The sequence below is a fragment of the Paracoccus sp. UBA5162 genome, from assembly GCF_002413585.1.
In the GTDB taxonomy this organism is placed as follows: Bacteria; Pseudomonadota; Alphaproteobacteria; order Rhodobacterales; family Rhodobacteraceae; genus Paracoccus.
On sequence record NZ_DHXG01000074.1, the window covers coordinates 50,708 to 71,222 of the forward strand.

Annotated in this window: 19 protein-coding genes and 1 tRNA gene; 13 read left to right on the top strand and 7 right to left on the bottom strand. The window is 66.4% G+C overall.

Annotated elements, in window-relative coordinates:
- From B4A72_RS11530 to B4A72_RS11540, 3 genes are all read left to right on the top strand, one after another.
- The coding region (locus B4A72_RS11530; protein WP_292978632.1) for an SLC13 family permease at window positions 1–1,122 on the top strand (1,122 nt) is incomplete at its 5' end.
- A 159-nt stretch (window positions 1,123–1,281) separates the two neighbouring features.
- Complete coding sequence (locus B4A72_RS11535; protein ID WP_292955146.1) at window positions 1,282–1,506, top strand: DUF1127 domain-containing protein; 225 nt, start codon at window positions 1,282–1,284, stop codon at window positions 1,504–1,506.
- A gap of 187 nt (window positions 1,507–1,693) precedes the next feature.
- Window positions 1,694–2,173: a hypothetical protein gene (locus tag B4A72_RS11540; RefSeq protein WP_292955143.1), complete on the top strand. Its 480-nt coding sequence runs from the start codon at window positions 1,694–1,696 to the stop codon at window positions 2,171–2,173.
- 3 nt (window positions 2,174–2,176) lie between these two features.
- On the opposite strand, the gene B4A72_RS11545 is transcribed toward B4A72_RS11540, so the two are convergent.
- The 3 genes from B4A72_RS11545 to B4A72_RS11555 form a co-directional block, all read right to left on the bottom strand.
- Complete coding sequence (locus B4A72_RS11545; protein WP_292955140.1) at window positions 2,177–3,085, bottom strand: DMT family transporter; 909 nt, start codon at window positions 3,083–3,085, stop codon at window positions 2,177–2,179.
- Window positions 3,086–3,127: 42 nt separating this feature from the next.
- Window positions 3,128–3,721 carry a LysE/ArgO family amino acid transporter gene (locus B4A72_RS11550; RefSeq protein WP_292978634.1) on the bottom strand — a complete coding sequence of 198 codons (594 nt, stop codon included), beginning with the start codon at window positions 3,719–3,721 and terminating at the stop codon, window positions 3,128–3,130.
- A gap of 255 nt (window positions 3,722–3,976) precedes the next feature.
- Window positions 3,977–4,726, bottom strand: a complete 750-nt coding sequence (locus B4A72_RS11555; protein WP_292955134.1) for a YebC/PmpR family DNA-binding transcriptional regulator — start codon at window positions 4,724–4,726, stop codon at window positions 3,977–3,979.
- 153 nt (window positions 4,727–4,879) lie between these two features.
- Here B4A72_RS11555 and B4A72_RS11560 point away from each other — a divergent pair, with 153 nt between their 5' ends.
- Window positions 4,880–6,661: an SLC13 family permease gene (locus B4A72_RS11560; protein ID WP_292955131.1), complete on the top strand. Its 1,782-nt coding sequence runs from the start codon at window positions 4,880–4,882 to the stop codon at window positions 6,659–6,661.
- A 56-nt stretch (window positions 6,662–6,717) separates the two neighbouring features.
- Here the strand turns inward: B4A72_RS11560 and B4A72_RS11565 are convergent, their stop codons facing one another.
- Window positions 6,718–7,530: a TIGR00282 family metallophosphoesterase gene (locus B4A72_RS11565; RefSeq protein ID WP_292955128.1), complete on the bottom strand. Its 813-nt coding sequence runs from the start codon at window positions 7,528–7,530 to the stop codon at window positions 6,718–6,720.
- Between the two features lie 79 nt (window positions 7,531–7,609).
- Here B4A72_RS11565 and B4A72_RS11570 point away from each other — a divergent pair, with 79 nt between their 5' ends.
- The 3 genes from B4A72_RS11570 (at window position 7,610) to B4A72_RS11580 (ending at window position 10,846) form a co-directional block, all read left to right on the top strand.
- On the top strand, window positions 7,610–8,554 hold the full coding sequence (locus tag B4A72_RS11570; RefSeq protein WP_292978636.1) for a 2-dehydro-3-deoxygalactonokinase: 945 nt from the start codon (window positions 7,610–7,612) through the stop codon (window positions 8,552–8,554).
- Between the two features lie 109 nt (window positions 8,555–8,663).
- Window positions 8,664–10,088 carry a dihydrolipoyl dehydrogenase gene (locus B4A72_RS11575; RefSeq protein ID WP_292955122.1) on the top strand — a complete coding sequence of 475 codons (1,425 nt, stop codon included), beginning with the start codon at window positions 8,664–8,666 and terminating at the stop codon, window positions 10,086–10,088.
- 2 nt (window positions 10,089–10,090) lie between these two features.
- The gene (locus B4A72_RS11580; protein ID WP_292955119.1) at window positions 10,091–10,846 is read left to right on the top strand and encodes a hypothetical protein; all 756 of its coding nucleotides are present in this window, start codon (window positions 10,091–10,093) and stop codon (window positions 10,844–10,846) included.
- A gap of 5 nt (window positions 10,847–10,851) precedes the next feature.
- On the opposite strand, the gene B4A72_RS11585 is transcribed toward B4A72_RS11580, so the two are convergent.
- From B4A72_RS11585 to B4A72_RS11595, 3 genes are read right to left on the bottom strand one after another with little or no spacing between them, the layout of a single operon-like run.
- Window positions 10,852–11,235 carry a PaaI family thioesterase gene (locus B4A72_RS11585; protein ID WP_292955116.1) on the bottom strand — a complete coding sequence of 128 codons (384 nt, stop codon included), beginning with the start codon at window positions 11,233–11,235 and terminating at the stop codon, window positions 10,852–10,854.
- 35 nt (window positions 11,236–11,270) lie between these two features.
- Window positions 11,271–11,654, bottom strand: a complete 384-nt coding sequence (locus tag B4A72_RS11590; RefSeq protein ID WP_292978638.1) for a cupin — start codon at window positions 11,652–11,654, stop codon at window positions 11,271–11,273.
- The gene (locus B4A72_RS11595) at window positions 11,651–12,517 is read right to left on the bottom strand and encodes an NAD(P)-dependent oxidoreductase (RefSeq protein WP_292955110.1); all 867 of its coding nucleotides are present in this window, start codon (window positions 12,515–12,517) and stop codon (window positions 11,651–11,653) included. The genes B4A72_RS11590 and B4A72_RS11595 overlap by 4 nt, the downstream gene beginning before the upstream one ends.
- 187 nt (window positions 12,518–12,704) lie before the next feature.
- Here B4A72_RS11595 and B4A72_RS11600 point away from each other — a divergent pair, with 187 nt between their 5' ends.
- The 6 genes from B4A72_RS11600 to B4A72_RS11625 all read left to right on the top strand — a co-directional run.
- Entirely contained in the window at window positions 12,705–15,128 is a 2,424-nt protein-coding gene (locus B4A72_RS11600; protein ID WP_292955107.1) for a penicillin acylase family protein, read from the top strand.
- Between the two features lie 223 nt (window positions 15,129–15,351).
- A complete protein-coding gene (locus B4A72_RS11605; RefSeq protein WP_292955104.1) occupies window positions 15,352–15,846 on the top strand; it encodes a GNAT family N-acetyltransferase in 495 nt (164 codons plus the stop codon).
- 182 nt (window positions 15,847–16,028) lie between these two features.
- Window positions 16,029–16,105: transfer RNA gene (locus tag B4A72_RS11610), tRNA-Arg, on the top strand.
- 272 nt (window positions 16,106–16,377) lie between these two features.
- Window positions 16,378–18,645 (top strand): glycosyltransferase, encoded by a 2,268-nt coding sequence (locus B4A72_RS11615; RefSeq protein WP_292978640.1) that lies wholly within the window; start codon window positions 16,378–16,380, stop codon window positions 18,643–18,645.
- The gene (locus B4A72_RS11620) at window positions 18,642–19,541 is read left to right on the top strand and encodes a hypothetical protein (protein ID WP_292978642.1); all 900 of its coding nucleotides are present in this window, start codon (window positions 18,642–18,644) and stop codon (window positions 19,539–19,541) included. Before B4A72_RS11615 ends, B4A72_RS11620 begins: the two co-directional genes overlap by 4 nt.
- Window positions 19,538–20,515 (top strand): hypothetical protein (locus B4A72_RS11625; protein WP_292978644.1); only part of this gene is annotated, 978 nt, incomplete at its 3' end. The genes B4A72_RS11620 and B4A72_RS11625, both read left to right, overlap by 4 nt.

Genomic DNA, 20,515 nt, shown 5'->3' on the forward strand with positions numbered 1-20,515 from the left:
GGCCGCACGAAGATGAAGTTCTTCACCGAGGTCGCGATCCCCGAAGATTCCGCCGTGATCGGCAAGGCGCTGGACGAGATCGACATCTTCACCCGCGACACGGCCCGCGTGATCGATGTCCTGCGCGGCGATGCCTCGCTGCGGCGCGATCTGACCTCGGTCCGGCTCGAGGCCGGAGACCGTGTTGTCCTGCGCACCCCCATGTCCGAGGTTCTGGGGCTTCAGGGCCACAAGGATCTGCGCATGGTGGACAAGCTGAGTTCGGTCCAGACCTCGACCGTCGAGGTGCTGATCACGCCCGGCTGCCGCATGGTCGGGCGCAGCCTCGGCTCGATGCGGCTGCGCCGGCGCTATGGCGTCTATGTGCTGGCCGTCCATCGCAAAAGCCAGAACATCGGCCGGCAGCTGGATGATCTGGTCGTGCGTGTCGGCGATACGCTGCTGCTGGAAGGCGCGACCGAGGATATCCAGCGGCTGGCCAGCGACATGGAGATGGTCGAGGTCAACATCCCCTCGGATCGCGCCTATCGCCGCCGGCACGCGCCGATCGTGGTCGCAACCCTGGCCGCCGTGGTGATCCTGTCGGCCTTCGAGGTGGCGCCGATCCTGTTGCTGGCCTTTCTCGGCGTGGCCGTGGTGCTGGGCACGCGCTGCATCGACGCCGACGAGGCATTGGGCTTTGTCGATGGCCGGCTGATGGCGCTGATCTTTGCCATGCTGGCGGTGGGAACGGGTCTCGAGAATTCCGGCGCGGTGGAACTGATCGTTCGCTCCGTGGCGCCCTGGCTGGCCGACATCCCGCCCTGGGGTCTGGTCCTCGCCGTCTACATGCTGTCGACGGCGCTGACCGAGACGGTGACGAACAATGCCGTCGCCGTCATCGTCACGCCGGTCGCGATCTCGCTGGGCCAGCAGCTCGGCGTCGATCCGCGACCGCTGGTCGTGGCGGTGATGATGGGCGCTTCGGCCAGTTTCGCGACGCCGATCGGCTATCAGACCAACACGCTGGTCTACGGGCCGGGCGGCTATCGCTTTTCGGATTTCATCCGCGTGGGCCTGCCGCTGAACCTGCTGATGGCGGTGACGGCCTCGGCGGTGATCCCGATCTTCTGGCCGCTTTGACGGCGAACCGGACCCGGCGGCGCCGCGCGCCATCGGAGGCCGCAAGCCCTTGAAGCACTTGCAATGCTGCCATGCAGCATTGACGGTTGCGTCAACGGCCCCGAGATCCGACCTTGGTCGCAGGGAGGAAACGGCTTTGTCTGACAAAGGAGTTTCCACATGGCCACCACCGCAATCAATGACCGCAAGACCCCGGCTGCAATCCTGTCGGCGCTGGCGGCGCCCTTCGCAGCCTTCGGCCGGCTCATGGTCCAACTGGCCGAAGCCAATCCCCGGATGCAGGCGCTGGAACGCCTGAACCGCGTCAGCGACGCGGAACTGGCGGCCCGTGGCCTGACCCGCGACGGCGAGATCCGCCGGATCATGGGCGTTTCCGGCTTCTGAACACCGCGCCAACGTCCCCGTCGAGCGCCCCCTCGGGTCAGAGCGGGGTCTGGCGGGGGCGGTCAAGTCGGCGCGGATGCGGTCGGCCCCGCGTCCGATCACGTCCGTTCCCGGCTTCGTGCGGCGGCGGAACGGCGCCGGCGTGGGGCGGGTTTACCCGCTGTTCCAGATGCCGAAAGGTTCAGTCATGACCCGTCTTCTGATCGCAGCCCTTGTCGCCGCCATCGCCGCGCCGGTTCTGGCCGCGAAGCCCGCGGACCGGTTCATCGACGATCGCTCATCGCCTGCGCGCGTGATCACCTCGCTCTACAACGCCATCGACCGGCACGAATATCTCCGCGCCTGGAGCTATTTCGCCGAAGACGGCGCGCCCGACTACGCGACGTTCCGCGACGGCTACACGGGAACCGGGACCGTCGCCCTGCGCATAGGCGAGGTGCGATCCGAGGGGACCGCGGGCGCGATCCATTCCCGCGTTCCCGTCGCCATCGAGGCGACCGACACGGCGGGCGGCAAGACGGTGTTCACCGGATGCTACCGGCTGACCCAGGTCCAGCCCGGCGTGCAGGACACACCGCCCTACCGGCCGATCCGCATCGACGGAGGCAGGCTGGAGAAAAGCGGGCAGAGTTTCGGACAGGCGATGGGTCTTTGCGAGACGCCCTGAGCCTCAGGCCTTGGTGGCGTTGACGGGCGGCGTCTGCGTTCTGGCGCGACGCTGCGCCTCGCGCCAGGTGATATAGGTGATCGCGCCGATCATCATCCCGCCACCCAGAATCACCCATCCGTCCAGCGGTTCGTGGAAGACGAAGACGCCCAGCAGGCTGGCCCAGATCAGTTGCAGGAAGGTGACGGGCTGGGTGACGGCCAGCGGCGCGGCGGCGAAGGCGCGGGTCATCGTGTAATGGCCCGCCGTGGCAAACCCCGCGACCAGCGCCAGCCAGCCGATCTGGCCCGGCGTCGGCGGCACCCAGACCGCCCAGGCGATCGGCGCCAGCCCGACCGAGACGGTCAGCGACAGAACCGCCACGACGGTTGCGGCGGGCACCTGTCCCGACAGCCGTTTGGCCAGCAGATAGGAGGTTCCGAAGGCCACCGCTGCGCCGACCTGCGACAGATGGCCCGGATCCAGCGGCCGCAGCCCAGGCCGCAGCACGATCAGCGCGCCCAGAAAGGCTACCGCGATGGCCGCGATCCGCCGGCCGGCCAGCGTCTCGCCCAGAAACAGCGCCGCACCGATGGTCACCATGATCGGGTTGAGAAAGCCGATGGCCGTGGCCTCGGCCACGGTGATCCGGGACATGGCGTAGAACCACATGATCACCGCCATCAGGTGCAGCCCGCCACGCAGCGCGAACAGGCGCCAGACAGGAACCGAAAATCCCTGCCGCAGGGCCCCGACCAGCACCGGCGCCAGAAAGACCAGCCCGAAGACGAAGCGAATGAAGGCTGCCTGAGGCGCCGGCAGCGCGCCGCCAAGGCCGCGCACGATGCCGTTGACCGCGACGAAACAGGCCCCGGTCGCCAGCATCCAGCCGATGCCGATCAGGTCCCGGCGCGTATCACGGTCAATTTGCATATCCTGCAACTGCCGGGTTTGACGCCCCCGCGCAAGGCCCAATCAGCCAAGCGCCAGCCGAAGGGCGATGACCCACATCACCACGCCGACCCCGACCTCCAGCCAGCGCCAAGAGGACGGCCGCGCGAAGACCGGGACCAGCAGCCGCGCGCCATAGCCCAGCCCGAAGAAGAACAGCACCGACCCCGTCATCGCACCCAGGGCGAACCCCACGGCCGAGGGCCATTGCGCCGAAATCGCCCCCAGCAGCACCACCGTATCCAGCCAGACATGGGGATTGAGCCATGTCAGCGCCGCGATCGTGGCCAGGGTCGCCGTCAGCGAGGCCCGTTTTCCTTCTGGGCGCAGACCCTCGCCGCCGCGCAGCGCCGCCGCGAAAGAGCGCGCGCCATAGACGATCAGGAAGGCCACGCCGCCCCATTTCATCGCCACCAGCAGCCAGGGCGCGGCCAGCGCGATACTGGTCATGCCGGCGACGCCGAGGGCGATCAGCAGCGCATCCGAGACCGCGCAGAACAGGCAGACGGCAAAGACGTGATGCCGCAGCAATCCCTGTTTCAGAACGAAGGCGTTCTGCGCACCGATGGCGAGGATCAGGGACAGCCCGGTGCCCAGTCCGGCGGCGAAAGACAACATGGCAGGTTCCTGTGAAAGCCGGCCGGTCGGAGACCGGAATGGGACCGGGCCGGGCATGGCCCGCCCCGGTCGCTGCCGCTGGGCCTCAGCGCGCGCGTTGCGCGCGCGCCCGGCGCATAGGCCACCTGGGGCGCGCGGATGACGGGCGCGAACCACGGCCCCCTTCCAGCGACCCTGCCAGGGACCGCCGGATGCCCCCCGGCGATCCGCGCCGACACCGGCCACGGCGGTCGCCGTCACCGCCGGGCGCAGCAATCATCCCTCCAGCCGGGTTGCCACCTCATCGGAGAAATCGAAATTGCCGGTGACGTTCTGCACGTCGTCATCGTCTTCCAGGGTCTCGATCAGCTTCATCAGCTTCTGTGCCGTTTCCATATCGGCGATCTCGGTCGGTGCCTGCGGCTTCCAGATCAGCTTCGCCGTCTCGGATTCGCCCAAGGCCGCTTCCAGCGCCGTCGCGACATCGTTCAGGTCATTTCCCGTGCAGTAGATCCAGTGCCCCTCGTCATCGCTTTCGACATCCTCGGCCCCGGCCTCGATCGCGGCCAGCATCACCCTGTCGGCATCGCCGACCGAGGCCGGATACATGATCTCTCCCACCCGGTCGAACATGAAGCTGACCGAGCCGGTCTGGCCCAGATCACCGCCCGACTTGGTGAAATAGCTGCGCACATTCGAGGCGGTGCGGTTACGGTTGTCGGTCATCGCCTCGACCACCAGTGCAATTCCGTCGGGACCGTATCCCTCGTAGCGGATTTCCTCGTAATTGTCGGCATCGCCGCCCTGCGATTTCCTGATCGCGCGGTCGATCACGTCCTTGGGAACCGAATTCGCCTTGGCCTCCTTCACCGCAAGCCGCAGCCGCGGGTTCTTGTCGGGGTCGGGATCGCCCATCTTGGCGGCGACGGTGATTTCCTTGGAAAGCTTGGAGAACAGCTTCGAGCGGGCGGCGTCCTGCCGGCCCTTGCGATGCTGGATATTGGCCCATTTGGAATGACCTGCCATTGTCGGTCGTCCTTCGCATGTCTGGTAGAATCCGGATCGCGCCGCTTTTAGTCCAGCACCGCGCCCCATCGCAAGACGAACCGGCGGCGGGGCGCGGGCGTTGAGCGCGCAGAAACAGCGGCGCGTCGGGAAACGGCGGCCAGAGGGGGTGACATGACCTATCAGCAGATCGTCCTGTTTTCACTGCTGGCCGCGATCATGGTGTTGATGTTCTGGGGACGCTGGCGCCACGACATCGTGGCTTTCGCCGGGCTGATGGCGGCGGTGATTCTGGGCGTGGTGCCGCAGGAGATGGCGTTTTCGGGTTTCGGCAATCCGACGACGCTGATCGTGGCACTGGTTCTGGTGGCGACCGCGGGCCTGACCCGCTCCGGTGCGGTGTCGCGGCTGACGCGGCTTCTGTCGGCGCGCGACCGCGGCGTGACCGCCCATATCGCGCTGTTCGGCGGCGTCGGCGGCTTTCTGTCCGGCTTCATGAACAATATCGCGGCGCTGGCCATGCTGATGCCCATCGACATGCAAGCGGCGCGCAAATCCGGCCGGGCGGCGGGGATGACGCTGATGCCGCTGGCCTTCGCGACCATCCTTGGCGGGATGCTGACGCTGATCGGCACGCCGCCGAACCTGATCGTGTCCAGCTTTCGCGCCGATGCCCTGGGACAGCCCTATCGGATGTTCGACTTCCTTCCCGTGGGCGGCGCGGTGGCGCTGGCGGGCATCGCCTTCATCGCGCTGTTCGGCTGGCGCCTGATTCCGGGCCGGCACCGCGAAGGCCGCGGCGGCGCCACCGCCGAGCGGCCGCGCCGCTATATCGCGAAGATGGTCGTGACCGAAACCAGTTCGGTTCGCGGAAAGACCGTCGCCGAAGCGCGCCGCGAGGCACAGGAGGTCGGCATCCGCATCGTCGGGGTGTCACGTCACGGCCATACGATCAGCGGCCGGATCGAGGATCACGGGATCGAGCCCATGGACGTGCTGGTGCTGCGGGGCGATCCGCCGGCGCTGGACGAATACCGCTCGATCGCCAAGCTGGCCTTTCCCGATGGCCGCATCGAGCCACGCGCCCGCGCCGACACCGAGGGCCAGCATCTGATCGAATGCCTGGTGCCGGTCGGCGCGGCGATTTCCGGACGGACCGGGCAATCCTTCGGCCTCGTCAACCGCTATGACAGCGTTCTGATCGGGATGCGCCGGCGCGGCATCGCCCTGCGCGATGCCCTGCCCCGCCAAGAGATCGCGGCAGGCGACATGCTGCTGCTGCTGGTTCCCGAAAGCCGCACCAACGAGGTGCTGCTGTCGGCCGGCGTGGTGCGCCTGGATGGCGGCAGCCTGCCGGTCCAGCGCGAGGGTCACATGCTGACCGCCGTCGGGCTTTTCGCCGCCGCCGTCATCGCCACCAGTTTCGGAGTGATCTCGATGCCGATCGCGCTTGGCGTGGTGGTGATCGCCTATGTCCTGTTCGGCGTGCTGTCGGTGGGCGAGCTTTACGACCATGTGGACTGGCCGGTCATCGTGCTGCTGGGGGCGATGATCCCGCTGGGCCTGGCGCTGGACCAGACCGGCGGCACCGCGCTGATCGCCGGCGGGATCGTCGCCTTGACCCAGGGCTATCCCGCCTGGATCGCGCTGAGCCTGCTGATGATCGTCACCATGCTGCTGTCGGCAGTGCTGAACAACAACGCCACCACGATCATCGCCGCGCCGATCAGCATCCGCCTGGCCGAACAGCTGAGCGTGCAGCCCGACGCTTTCCTGATGGGCATCTCGATCGCCGCCTCCTGCGCCTTTCTGACGCCGATCGGGCATCAGAACAACACGCTGATCCTGGGGCCGGGCGATTACCGGTTCGGCGATTACTGGCGGCTGGGACTGCCGCTGGAGGTGATCGTCATGGCGGTCTCGGTGCCCATGCTGCTGATCGTCTGGCCCCTGTGAACGGCTCCGGGCACGCGCGGCGGGCGGACCGGTGCCGTCGCGCCGACATCGGGGGCCTAGGGGTGGGTCTGCATCAGCCGGCCGCCCTCGCGCACCGGCTCGATCGCGGTGGCAAGGCCGGTGCGGTCGTCGGTCGCGACCAGAACGCCCGACAGCGTGGCTTCGCCCTCGGCCGGGGAAAAGCGGTCGCGCGTCATGCCGGTCACGAAGCGGCGCAGGGGTTCGGTCTTCTCCATACCGATGATGCTGTCGTAATCGCCGCACATCCCGGCATCCGACTGATAGGCGGTGCCGCGCGGCAGGATCTGTGCGTCGGCGGTGGGAACATGCGTGTGGGTGCCCACGACAAGGCTTGTGCGACCGTCGCAGAAATGGCCTATTCCCATCTTTTCGCTGGTCGCCTCGGCATGGATGTCCACGATGGCCGCGCAAACCATGCCCCCCGGGGGATGCGCCCTCAGCACCGTGTCCAGCGCCGAGAACGGATCGTCATAGGGCCGCGACATGAAGACCTGCCCAAGCGCCTGCGCGACCAGAACCTTGCGCCCGCGCCGGTCCTCGACCACGGCGTGACCGCGCCCCGGCGCCTCTCGGGCATAGTTCAGCGGCCGGATGATGCGCGGCTCGCGTTCGACATAGCTCAGCAAATCCTTCTGGTCGAAGGCGTGATCGCCCAGCGTCAGACAATCCGCGCCCGAATCCAGCAGCAATTGCGCATGGCCCGCCGTGACGCCGCGCCCGCCGCTGGCATTTTCGGCGTTCACCACGACCAGATCGGCTTTCAGACGTTCCCGCAGCGGCGCCAGCCTTTCGCCGATCGCACGCCGGCCGCTCCGGCCCATCACATCGCCCAGAAAGAGGATTCGCATGGAAATCGTGACTAGATGAAAGATCCCGCCCTCTCAAGCGTGTCGCCGCGCTTTCTGGACAGCGGCGGGCGAAATCGCCATGCTGCGCGCGCTTGCCGAGACGGAGACGATGATGCCCATGCCTGACTGGATCGCCGCAGATTGGGGAACCACGCATCTGCGGGTCTGGACCATGGACGGCCAGGGCCGGGTGCTGGATCGTATCCGCAGCGACAGCGGCATGGGCCAGATCGGGCCGGACGACTACGAATCCACATTGCTGGGCCTGATCGGATCGTCGCTGCCGGCCGCAAGCCGGGTCCCGGTCATCTGCTGCGGCATGGCCGGTGCCCGGCAAGGCTGGGTCGAGGCGCCCTATCGCGCGGTTCCCTGCCCGCCCGGCACGATCGCCGACGCGGCGCGACCCTCGCCCGGCGATCCGCGCCTGCGGGTATTCATCCTGCCCGGCCTGTCCCAGGCCGGCCCTGCCGACGTGATGCGCGGGGAAGAAACCCAGATCGCGGGCTATCTTGCCGCCCACCCCGGTTTCGACGGCGTGTTGTGCCTGCCCGGCACGCATAGCAAATGGGTTCATGTCAGCGCCGGCGAGGTCGTCAGCTTTCGCAGCTTCATGACCGGCGAAATCTTCGCGCTGCTGTCGCGACATTCGGTGCTGCGCCATTCCGTCGGCTCCGCCGGCCACGATTCGGGCGCCTTCGCGGATGCGGTCGCCCATGCCATGTCGCGGCCGGCGGCGATTGCCTCGGACCTGTTCTCGCTGCGGGCGCAATCCCTGCTGACGGGGCTGGCGCCGGTTGTCGCGCGATCACGTCTGTCCGGTCTGCTGATCGGGATCGAACTTGCCGCCGCCCGGCCCTATTGGCTGGGTCAGGACGTGGCGATCGTCGCATCGGATTCGCCGGGCGATGCCTATGCCGAGGCGCTGCTTGCGCAGGGCGCGGCCCCGCACCGGGCGGATGCCGAAGAGATGACGCTGAACGGTCTCCGCGCCGCCTGGACTGCGCTGCGCGCGACCGGCGGCTAAGCCGCCTCGCCGCGATCCCGCTCCGGCCGGGCCTGCAAGCCCACCGACGCTGCGAGGAACCCCGACGCGCCGGGCTTGTTCTGTCTGGGTGGACAGGAAAGGAACGGGGATGGGCGAGACAGGCAGCGGCAACGATCTGCGATGCGACGTGGCCGTGATCGGCGCGGGCACGGCCGGCATTTCGGCCGAACGCGCGGCCCGGAAGGCGGGGGCGAAAACCCTGCTGATCGACCCCTATTTCGCGGGCACGGTCTGCGCCAGTGTCGGCTGCATGCCATCGAAGCTGCTGATCGCCGCAGCCCATGCCGCCCATGACCTGCGTCGCGCCGAGGTCTTCGGGATCGAGGTTCCGCCCGCGCGGATCGATGGCGGCAAGGTGATGCAGCGGGTCCGCGACCTGCGCGACGATTTCGTCGCCGGGGTGAAACGCGGTTTTGACCGGCTGCCGCCCGGAACCTGCATCCGCGCCAGCGCGCGGTTCGACGGTCCGAAAAGCTTGCGACTGGACGACGGCCGACGGATCGAGGCGGGCGCGATCGTCATCACCACGGGGGCCTTTCCGCTGGTGCCGGGGCCATTCACGGGTCTCGGCGATCGGCTGCTGACCAATCGCACCGTGTTCGACCTGCCCGACCTGCCGGACAGGCTGGCTGTGATCGGCGCGGGTCCGATCGGGCTGGAACTGGCTCAGGCCTTCGGCCGGCTGGGCGTTTCCGTCACGTTGTTCGATCAGGGCCGCCGCCTGGGCCGGATCCGCTGCGACCGGGTGCATCGGGTGCTGCGCGACTCGCTGTCGCGCGACGTGGACCTGAAGCTGGGCTGCAAGGTCATCCCCGAGGCGCGCGACGAGGCGATCCATCTGCGCTGGAGCGGCGATCACGATGGCGAGGCTGATTTCGATCACGTCCTGCTGGCGACGGGCCGCCCGCCCGCGCTGGCCGGGCTGGACCTTGACCGGGCGGGTCTGGCGCTGGACGATGACGGTGTGCCGGTGTTCGACCGAAACACGATGCAATGCGGCGACGGGCCGGTCTTCATCGCAGGTGATGTCAATGCCGATGTCGCGATCCTGCACGAAGCCGCGGCCGAGGGCGGCATCGCGGGCAGCAACGCGGCCGCCTTCCCCTCGGTCGGCCCGGTGCGGCGAAACCATGGCTTCATGCTGATCTTCACCGATCCACCCACCGCCACCATCGGCGCGGGTCCCGATCAGGCCGGATTGTCGGGCCTTTCGGATTATGCCGATCAGGGCCGCGCCCGCGTCGAGGCGCGGGCCGAGGGCGTCGTGCGGATCAATGCCGATGTCCGGGGCAAGCTGATCGGCGCGGATCTGTGCGCGCCGGGGGGCGAACATCTGGCGCATCTGCTGGCATGGGCGATCGAAGCGGGAAACCCGGCGCAAGCCCTGCTGGGAAACCCCTTCTATCACCCGACTCTGGAAGAAGGGATGCGACCGGCGCTGCGCCAGATATGCAAGGCGGCCCGGATCGACGTGCCGTTCAGCCGCGATCCCGGCGATCCGCCGGGGCGCTGACAATGGAACGGCTGATCGATCTGGGCAATGGCTTCTGGAACATTCGCGGCGATTTGCGGCTGTTCGGCCTGCTCAACGTGGGCACCCAGGCCTCTCTGGTGCGGCTGCGCTCGGGGCGCTTCGTGGCGCTGGATTCCTGTGCCATGGACATGCCGACCCGCGACAGGGTGATGGCCCTGACCGATGGCGGCGCGGCGGTCGAGGCGATCCTGAACCTGCATCCCTTCCACACGCTGCACTGTGCCACGATGGCGCAGATGTTTCCGCAAGCGCGGCTTTACGGATCCCGGCGTCATTGGCGCAAATGGCCCGATCTGCCCTGGCAGGACCAGCCGGTCGAAAGCGCCGATCTTGCGGCACGCCTTGCCGGCGAGCTGGATTTCTCGTTGCCCGAGGGGATCGACTATATCTGTGCGGATCAGCGCGTCCATGCCGGATCGCTGCTGGCCTTCCATCCCGCCAGCGGCACGGTTCATGTCGATGATACGCTGAACGTGCTGCCGCTGCCCGAATGGCTGCGCCGGACCATGGGCCTGCCGCGCCTGACCTTTCATCCGACCCTGCTTCGGGCCCTGCAGGACCGCCCCGGTGCCGCGGACGATTTTCGCCGCTGGGCCCGCGGCATCGGCGCCGACTGGGCCGAGACGCGGACGGTCTGCGCCGCCCATTCCGGGATCCTGCATCTCGGGCCGCAAAGCTTTGCCGATGCGGTCGAGGCAGCGCTGGCGCGGGTCGAGCCGGGCCTGAACCGCACCTGACGACCCTATCCGCCGGTCTGGTGCGTCGAGGTCAGATCAAGCAGAACCTGGTCGGATTCGTCCGTCACCAGCGTGCGCACGGTCGAAACCCGGGGGCCGCGGCGCAACCAGAACGCCCTGGCCGTCACCACCCCCTCGCAACGGTTGGACAGCACCTGGGCATTCAGCGTGACGGCGACGGGCATGCTGTCGCCGCCCTCGGTCACCTGCTCTTCGCCGACGACCAGATTGGTCGCGATCACATCGGCAAACCAGACCAGCGCGCCGGCATGAATCGTGCCGAAGGAGTTCATGATTCCCGGCTGGATCGCCATTTCGCCCAGGGCCTCGGTATCGCTGACAGAGAGAATGTCGAATTCGATCTGGCCGACGAGGGATTTGTAAGACAATGACAAACTTCCTTCTTTACCTCCGCCCGGCGCCGTCAGCCGAAAACCGGGTCGGTCTTCCATTTCGGCAGCGGGCAGGGCTCGCCCTCGCCCCGTTGCATGTCGGGCCGCACGCCGCCCGGATAGGCGCCGACAACGGCAAAGCCGGCCTCAGCGTCAAGCCGCTTGTGGGCCAGCCCGGCGGGGATGATGACAACATCGCCCGCGGACAACGTGACCCTTTGTCCCGCCTCGCCGCCCAGAAGCAGAATGGCCCTGCCCGCATAACAGCCCAGCACCTCGTGCGTGGTGAGGTGATAATGATGCCAGTCGAACACGCCGTCGCGCCAGCTTCCGGTCCAGCCGTGCAGGGCGAAACGCCGCTCGAACCATTCCGGTTGCGGATCGTCGCAGACGGCGCGGTGCAGGACCGGTTTCACCGGGTCAGACGGGCGATCAGGGCCGAGGTGTCCCAGCGGCCGCCGCCCATGCCCTGAACCTCCTTGTAGAACTGGTCGATCAGCGCCGTGACCGGCAGCGATGCGCCCACCTCATCCGCCGCCGACAGGCAGATCGCCAGATCCTTGCGCATCCAGTCCACGGCGAAGCCATGATCGAATTCGCCCGCATCCATGGTCTTGTGGCGGTTCTCCATCTGCCAGCTACCGGCGGCACCCTGCGAGATGACTTCGACCACCCGGCCGACCTCGAGGCCGGATTTCTTCGCGAAGGCCAGCGATTCGGACAGCGCCTGGACCAGCCCGGCGATGGCGATCTGGTTGCACATCTTCGTGATCTGGCCCGCCCCGACATCGCCCATCAGACGGCAAATCTTGGCATAGGCGTCGATCACCGGCGCGGCGCGGTCGAAATCGGCCTGCGCGCCGCCGCACATCACCGACAATTTGCCATTCTCGGCCCCCGCCTGCCCGCCCGAGATCGGCGCGTCCACGTAGCCGATCCCGGCCGCCGCGGCCAGTGCGGCCAGATCCCGCGTGACAGCCGCCGAGACGGTGGTGTGATCGACGAAGACCGCGCCCTTGGCCATGCCGGCAAAGGCGCCGTCATCGCCAAGGCAGATCGCGCGCAGGTCGTCGTCATTGCCGACGCAGGCCATCACGAAATCGGCGCCTTCGGCCGCCTCGCGGGGGCTGGGCGCGCTGGCGCCGCCATGCCTGGCCACCCATTCCTTCGCGCGGGATGCCGTGCGGTTGTAAACCGTCACCTCGTGGCCCGCCGCCTTCAGATGCCCCGCCATCGGGCCGCCCATCACGCCCAGTCCCAGAAATGCCACTTTCGCCATCGCGCCGATCCTCCGCTGTTGCCTTGCGCCGACAGGGGCCGGGCCTTCTTTGGCGCCGGCCCAACCCCGCGTTGAAATGCCCGCGCGGCTGTCCTATGCAGCAACCCACCACCCCCGCGCGTCCCGGTCAAGCCGGCCGATGCGCCCGAAGAACAGGCGCCGCGCCGCACATGGAATTCCGCCCGAGATGCTGACCCTGTTCCGCTGGCTGCTGAGGCTGACGATTGCGCTGATCGTCGTGCTGGTGCTGGCCGTGGTGCTGGCGTGGTATTTCTTCGTCCGCTCGTTGCCAGACTACGACGCGACGCTGACCGTCAGCGGCATTTCGGCCCCGGTCGAGATCGTGCGTTCGACCGAAGACGTGCCCAACATCTTCGGGCAGACCGACGAGGATGTGTTCTTCGCCCTGGGCCTGGCCCATGCCCAGGACCGGCTGTTCCAGATGACCCTGCTGCGCCGCGCGGCCCAGGGCCGGCTGTCCGAAGTTTATGGCGCGGGCGCCTTTGCCGCCGACGATCTGGCGCGGCGGCTGGAAATCTATCGCAGCGCCGCCGCCTCGCTCGAGGCGCAGGACGAGGCCACCCGATCCGCGCTGGAAGCCTATGCGGCGGGCGTCAATCAGTGGATCGCCAAGGTGAATGACGGCGCGCTTGGCCGGGGCGCGCCGGAATTCTTTCTGGTGCCGCAGGACATCGCCTATTGGCAGCCCGCCGATTCCCTTGCGATCCTGAAACTTCTGGCCGCCGCGACGACCGATGCCGCGGCCGAAGAGATCCTGCGCGCCCGGCTGTCGCTGGCCGATCCCGATCGTGGCCCCGAGGTGCTGACCGGCGAGGCCGAACCCCGCGCCCTGCCCCGATACCGCGATCTGTTTCCCGGCCTGGCCATGCCCGCGCCCGAGAAGCTGTCGCAGCCGGCCGGCCTGCGCGACGTGGCCGGTTTCCTGCGGCCCGGGGCGGGTCTGGGCGGCAACGGCTTCGCCGCGGCATCGGGACGAACCGCCGCCGGCGGCGCGCTGCTGGCCAATGATCTGGATATTCCGCTGATCGCGCCATCGCTCTATTATCTGGCGCGGCTGCAACTGACCTCGGGCGGGGTGATCGGCGCGACGATACCGGGGATGCCGGTGGTCCTGTCGGGACGCAATCCGCAGCTGGCCTGGGGGATCTCGCCCGCGCCGGTGGACGACGCCGATATCGCGATGGAGGAGGTCCAGCCCGGCAATCCGAACCGCTATCGCGGCCCTGACGGCTGGACCGATTTCCGCACCCGGACCGAGGTGATCCGGGTGCTGGACGAATCCGATCGCCCGATCACGTTACGCTGGACCGATAATGGTCCGCTGGTGCCGGCGCTGGATCCGGGGCTGCGCAGCGTGACGCCCCAGGGCTACGTCGCGGCCCTGCGCTGGACCGGCTCGGTGCGCGACGACAGCACCATGTCGGCACTGATCGGACTGATGCGGGCGACCGATATCGACAGCGCCGCGACCGCCATGCGCCGCACCGTCGCGCCCGCGATGAACGTGACTCTGGCCGATCCGAAACGGGTGCGCCAGGTCACGGTGGGCGCCCTGCCGCGTCGCGCCACGGATCATCCGACCGGCGGCCAGATGCCGGTGCCGGGCTGGCTGCGCGCGGGTCAGTGGCAGGGAGTCGACGAATCCGGGCCGGGCAAGGCGGTGGCTCCTTCGCGCGATGCGGTCGTGATCGCGACCGGGGAACGCGGCCCGCTTGCCCTGCGCCGGGCCCGTCTGGGGCGCCTGCTTGACGACCGGGAAATCCATTCCCGCGACAGCTTCATCGCCGCGCAGCTGGACGTGGTCAGCCCCGCGGCGCGGGCGCTGCTGCCTCTGGTCGGGGCCGATCTGTGGTTCACCGGCGATCCCGCCGCCGCCGGCACGCCCGAGCGGCAGAGGCAGGACGCGCTGAACCTGCTGGCCGAATGGGATGGCTCGATGAGCGAACACCTGCCCGAGCCGCTGATCTATACCGCCTGGATGCAGGCCCTGCAGGATCGTCTGATCCGCGACGAGATCGGTCCGCTGGCCGAGGACATCACCCGCCTGTATCCGGGTTTCATCGATGCCGTGTTCCGGAATACAGGCGGCGCGGCGCGCTGGTGCGACGTGGTGCAAAGCGCGCCCATCGAGGATTGCACGACCATCGCGCGGCAGGCGCTGGACAGCGCAATCCTGGATCTGAGTCAGCGTTTCGGTCCCGATGTGGCAAGCTGGCGGTGGGGGGACGCGCATCAGGGCCGGCAGATTCACCCCGGCCTCGGCTATCTTCCGGCGCTTGGCTGGGTGGTGAACCTGACGCAATCGCTGTCGGGCGGCGATTTCACCGTCTCGCGCACCGGCTTGCTGGGCGGGGCCGAACGACCCTACGAGGCGGTGTCGGGTCCGGGCTATCGCGGCGTCTATGATCTGGCCGATCCGGATTCCTCGGTCTTCATCCTGTCAACCGGGCAATCGGGACACCCGCTGTCGCGCCACTACGACGATCTGGCCGATCTGTGGCGGCGTGGCGAGTATATCGGCATGTCGCTTGATCCGGAACTGGCGCGCGCAGCTGCGACAGGCGTGACGCGGCTGGAACCGGCGCGCTGAACCGCCGCCCGGTCGCCGGCGGCGGGCGGCCGGGGGCGCGTCGCCCCCCGGACCCCCCGAAGGTATTTGGAAAGAGTGCGAGGATCGGCGCGATCGCCCCGGCTTGCGCGGTATCTCGTTTCACATTCCGCCGATGATCGCAGCCAGGGCAAGACACCTTTCAGTCGATCCGGACATCGCATATCGGTGTTCTCGACCAGATCAAAGGCACGGGGAGCAAGCGTTGAACGAGTCACATCCTTGTTCGTCTGACGGGGCGGACCTGACCATCGCCGTCGAAAACCCCCTGGCCGCGGATCTGGCGCCCCTGTTTCGGCGCCACTGGGCCGAGATGCATGCCGACACCCCACCCGAATCGAACCACGCCCTGCCGCGAGAGGGTCTGGCCGTTCCCGAGATCGCCTTCTTCGTCGCCCGCCGGAACGGATTTGCGGTCGCGATGGGCGCGCTGAAGCGGTTGTGCAACGGCCATGCCGAGATCAAGTCGATGCATGTTCTGGCCGAATATCGCGGCGCCGGTCTGTCGCGGCTTCTTCTGGTGCACATGATCGATCATGCAAGGCGCGATGGTCTGACGCAGCTGTCGCTGGAAACCGGTGCGCAGGCATCTTTCGCCGCGGCGCGGGCGTTGTATGGCCGCGCGGGTTTTTCCATCTGCCCGCCTTTCGGAGCCTATCGCGAGGATCCCAACAGCGTTTTCATGACGCTGGCATTGTGACCCCTCGGTCGTGGACGGGCATTTGGCAAGCCGCCTTGCCGATACGGCATCCGGCCATCCGGATCGGGCGGCCGGGCGGGCGCCGCGGGCTTGCCGGATTTCGCCCGGCGATCAGAAATCGGACGCGCGACACCGACGCCCTGCGTTGCGGACCGGTATTCCAGCCGCTATCAAGGCGGCACGGCCCCGTAGCTCAACTGGATAGAGCAAGCGCCTTCTAAGCGCTAGGTTCCGGGTTCAAGTCCTGGCGGGGTCACCAGGCACCGAATGGCGGACTGGCGTGCCGGAATCTCAATCCGGCGCGCAAGGGAAAGCTTCGGTGACGAGGCCAGCCTGGACACCGCCGCGCGGGCCTGACAGATCCGTTGCCGGAAACCGTTGGATACCGGGCTTTTCATCCTCGGGTTGATCACAGGTCGTGGCAGGTGCTAAGCGCCGATGATAGATCGGCCCAATCCGTGAGCGAACTGATTCATGAACCCACCCATTTCGGATCAAGGCGATGACGGAGAGACAACGGTGATCTTTCCGGTGACGCCGGGCGATGTCCTGGAAATTCGCCTTCTGCTTCAGTCCGTCGAACCTGAAGGTGCTGGTCGCGCGCTTGGCAGGGCGAAGGTATCGGTCCGGTTTCTGGATTCGCGCAAGCGCGTGATCGATCCCTATCTCGCCACCGGCGCCATCGTGGTGGACCTGCCGGAATCGGTCGAAGTCCTTCCATCCGGCCCTCGAACCGATGCCGGCGATGCGGCTGCCACCGCCATCTGGTATCTTCCCGCGCCTCCCGATGCTGTCTCGCTTCGCATCGGAGGATGGGCGGACACGGCAAGACTGCGTTCGGCACGAGTGCTCGAATCCGCGATCGACTGGGGCCGCGAGGCGGGCCGGCGCGCGTCGAGCCTGCAGACCCGGTATAGCCGCCAGAGAAAGCGGCTTATTCGCCGCCTCTTCCCCGAAACAACGGAAGAGGTGATCGCCCTCGCCTGCCATGCCGGTGCCGCGCAGATGGCTGCGCTGCAAAGCCATTTCAAGCCGGGTGGCGATTGGGCACCGGTGCTGTCGTCGATCGCCGCCGCCGAATGGCAGGCCGAGGCGCAAACGCGACGAGAGCGTCTTCGAGCCCAGGGCGACAACGCGCCGCGCATCGGCTTTATCGGCTCGGAGCGCGGCTTCGAACGGCTTTCCTGGCTGACCGAGACGATCTGGCTGCGCGAGGCGGAATATCTCGATCAGTTCCGCTATCTCGACCTGGAGATCGTGGTGGTCGAGGCTGCGGCGACCGGGGGCGGCTCCGGTGAGGGTGGGGAATGGAACCAGGCCTTCGCCAGTCTGACAGGCGATCTTCCCGAACGCGGCTCCGCCTTTTTCGATGCCGCCCGCGACGCTGGCGTTCCGGTGCATCTCTGGGCGACCGGCAGCGCTGACGGCGCGCCCGCATGGCGGGGCGCCATGCGGGTCGCAGATCGCGTCATCGTCGAGGGGACCGAGGAAGAATGGGCGGCGTTCCGGCCCGACCACGTCATCCGACGCGCGACCGAGCCTGCCGCCTGTTCGCTTGCGGCGCTGGACGAACGCAAGCCCGATCTCCTGCTTGTGCCGACGGCTTCCGACGCTTATCAGTTTCCCGCTTTTCGCGCGCTGATCGACCAGCCGACCCTCTACAACGGAGTTCTTGCGGAATACCGCTACAACTTCGCCCCGGCGGAATTCGCGCGACATTTCAACAATGACCGACTGAAAATTGTCGGCGAATCCAACCGGATGATGCAAAGATACCTGTTGCAGGCGGCACGAGTGGTGTTGCTGCCGGCAACCAGCCTGCGCCCCCCTGTCGAACTGGCACAAATCGCCATGGACGCCATTTCCAGCGGCGCGATCCCGATCCTTTACGGAAATGGCGGCGAGGATGAGCCGCTGCTGTCGGACCTGGATCGGATCCACGATGCCGTGGCCTTGCGCAGGCTTCTGCTGCTGCTGCGAATCGACTGGTTTCGCGAACGTCGCCTTCGTGCGCTGCTGCGCGAGGTGTGGCGCAATCATGTCTGGCGGTCACGGGACCGTGCGGCGATCCTGGGTCGCGACCCATTCGCTGCGGATTTCGATCAGCCGAAGATCACCGTCGTTCTCGTCACCAAAAGACCCCACCTCATCGAAAATTGCCTGGACACATTCCGCAAGCAGACCTGGCCGAACAAGGAACTGGTGCTGATTTTCAATACCGGGTCCGTCCCCTCCGATCTGCCGGAACTGGCCCGGAACGAGCGTGTCTTTGCCTTGCCGGAAGCGGCGAATATCGGCGAATGCCTGAACATGGGCGTGGCGGCGGGACGCGGGAAATATTGGGTGAAGGTCGATGACGACGATTTCTACAGCCGTTATTATCTTGAGGAGACGGCGGGGTATTACCGGACGTCACAGGCCGATATTACCGGTCGGCAATCCATATTCTATTATTTCGATGCAATCGGGCAATATCAATCGTTTGATCGACTTGCCAGGCAGTGCTTCAAGCTCTTGACGAAAAGCCAGGACCATATTTCGGGGGCCACGCTTTCATCTGTCAAGAAGGCTCCCACCACCGGCTTTTCGCAGAAGGATCGCAACGCTTGCGACGCCAACTGGGTTCGAAGGAATTTTACCCTTGGAACAAGAATGTTCTGTGGTGATTCAACCTCGCTGATGGTCTATCGCGATGCTGACGAATCCAAGCATACATGGCAAATGTCCCGTTCGAAAGGAAGCATGAAAGGTCTTTTTCCGCGAGGCTCTGACATGTTCGAAAGGATGGAAGAAACATGACCATGATCCGGGGAAAAGTCGTGGGCTGCATGACAACCTTTCCCGGTCGTTTCGACATCATACGCCAGACCGTGGCAAGCATCGCTTGTCAACTTGATGCGCTGCTTCTTTATGTCAATGAATCGACCGAGGGCCTGCCTGATCTTTCCGATCTTCGCAACGTCACCATTTTTGACGGGCAGGACCATGCCGGTGATCTGCTGGCCAATGGCAAAGCCTATCTTCTGAAATTCCTGCAAGATTGCGAGGTCTTCACGCTGGATGATGATTTCATCTATCCGCCGGATTATGTCGCGAAAAATCTTGATATTCTTCGCAAGATGGGGGGGCGTTGCCTGGTGACAACGCATGGATCCGTCGTTCAGGAGGATTGCGATTGGTATTATGAGCGGCATTCCGTCTTTATCAGCATCCGCGGAGTGGTCGGGTTGCAGATGTGCAATCTTGCCGGCAGCGGCACAGCGTGCTTCGACCAGCGCCGGATGCCCGTCGATGCTGACGACCTGCTTGAGAAGGTCATGGTTGACCTCAAGCTCAGTCTCGCCGCGCGAGATGCCGGTCTGCCTCTGTTCGTCTTGCCGCGCGAGGAAGGCTGGCTGACGGTGATCCGCAAGCCTGGTCTTTGGGAGAAATATTCCGGCATTGAAATCACGCATCACACGGAACTGGCACGGCGGGAAAGGTGGGATTTCGCCACCCATGCCCGCAATGCCCGCACCGCGCTGGCCGCGGCCGGGATCGGTCCGGCCGGGATAGGACTTGACCCGGCGACGGCCCATTGTCTTGACCATGGCGGCCTTCCCCCGGGATGGAAACATGATCTGACCAGTATTCTGACGCGCGACAACTATCTGTCGCTGCTGAACCGGATCCTTGATGACGAGACGATCGCATGACCGTCGCCATCGTGATCGGAACGGGTCGCAGCGGCACGTCGCTTGCAATGCAGGCGCTGGACGCGCTTGGGTTTCCGGTCGTCGGCGATGCCGTGCCGGCCGGAGAGAACAATCTTCGCGGGACCGGCGAAGCTGTGGAACTGCGCGACGCCATGTTCCGCCTGTACAGGTCGCTTGGCAGCCCGCGCGGTTTCCTTCCGGATGGATGGCAGAACACGTCTGTCGCATGCGACACGCGCGAATGGCTGACACGGTATCTGAGCTTGGGCGCGGCTGACGAAGGACAACCGAATCTGGCGCTGAAATTTCCGCTTTCCAGCCTGTTCCTGCCGCTGCTTCGCGATGCTGTCAGAGAGGCCGCGGTGGAACCGGTCTGGATCTGGGCCACCCGCCCGCCGGCCGAAGTCATTGCATCCTTGATGCGCGCCTATCATTCCACCGTCGAAAACGCGACAGCGACCTGGGTCCAGAGAACTTTCTATCTGCTGCGCGATTCCCCGGACGATACCCATCTCTTGCCATTCGGAACCTGGCGGGAAAATTCCGACGCTCAGGTCGCATATCTGGCCGGGACGCTTGGTTGCGAGGACGGCGAACGGATCGCTGCCGCAAAAGCCTGCTTCTCTGCGCGCCTCGATCATGCGCAGTCCGATCCGCCGCCGCTATCTGATCAGGCCGCCGCCGCACTGGAACGGGTCTCATCCATGCTGGACGGAAAAAAGGGTCGCCTCGCCGATCTCGTGAGCCGGGACTCGGATCAGTTTTGCGACGCCTTGATGATGCTTGGGACGGCGCTGAACAAACTGGTTCCCCCGTCGTCGATCACGGATGACGAAGCCGCGCTTCGATTGGCGATGCTAGAACGATTGTCGCAAGATCCAGCTGAAGAGGCCAAGATGAAGGACGAACTGGAGGTTCTGGCAAGCCGCATCCGCGAAGTTGCCGCGGAGAATGCAAAATTGCTTCGCCAATCC

Bases quoted from the DNA above. Each gene is read 5' to 3' on its own strand.
- B4A72_RS11620 (WP_292978642.1), top strand. From the start codon at position 18,642: ATGACCATGATCCGGGGAAAAGTCGTGGGCTGCATGACAACCTTTCCC.
- B4A72_RS11580 (WP_292955119.1), top strand. From the start codon at position 10,091: ATGGAACGGCTGATCGATCTGGGCAATGGCTTCTGGAACATTCGCGGC.
- B4A72_RS11595 (WP_292955110.1), bottom strand. From the start codon at position 12,517: ATGGCGAAAGTGGCATTTCTGGGACTGGGCGTGATGGGCGGCCCGATG.
- B4A72_RS11550 (WP_292978634.1), bottom strand. From the start codon at position 3,721: ATGTTGTCTTTCGCCGCCGGACTGGGCACCGGGCTGTCCCTGATCCTC.
- B4A72_RS11545 (WP_292955140.1), bottom strand. From the start codon at position 3,085: ATGCAAATTGACCGTGATACGCGCCGGGACCTGATCGGCATCGGCTGG.
- B4A72_RS11575 (WP_292955122.1), top strand. From the start codon at position 8,664: ATGGGCGAGACAGGCAGCGGCAACGATCTGCGATGCGACGTGGCCGTG.
- B4A72_RS11565 (WP_292955128.1), bottom strand. From the start codon at position 7,530: ATGCGAATCCTCTTTCTGGGCGATGTGATGGGCCGGAGCGGCCGGCGT.
- B4A72_RS11555 (WP_292955134.1), bottom strand. From the start codon at position 4,726: ATGGCAGGTCATTCCAAATGGGCCAATATCCAGCATCGCAAGGGCCGG.
- B4A72_RS11560 (WP_292955131.1), top strand. From the start codon at position 4,880: ATGACCTATCAGCAGATCGTCCTGTTTTCACTGCTGGCCGCGATCATG.
- B4A72_RS11600 (WP_292955107.1), top strand. From the start codon at position 12,705: ATGCTGACCCTGTTCCGCTGGCTGCTGAGGCTGACGATTGCGCTGATC.
- B4A72_RS11535 (WP_292955146.1), top strand. From the start codon at position 1,282: ATGGCCACCACCGCAATCAATGACCGCAAGACCCCGGCTGCAATCCTG.
- B4A72_RS11570 (WP_292978636.1), top strand. From the start codon at position 7,610: ATGCTGCGCGCGCTTGCCGAGACGGAGACGATGATGCCCATGCCTGAC.
- B4A72_RS11540 (WP_292955143.1), top strand. From the start codon at position 1,694: ATGACCCGTCTTCTGATCGCAGCCCTTGTCGCCGCCATCGCCGCGCCG.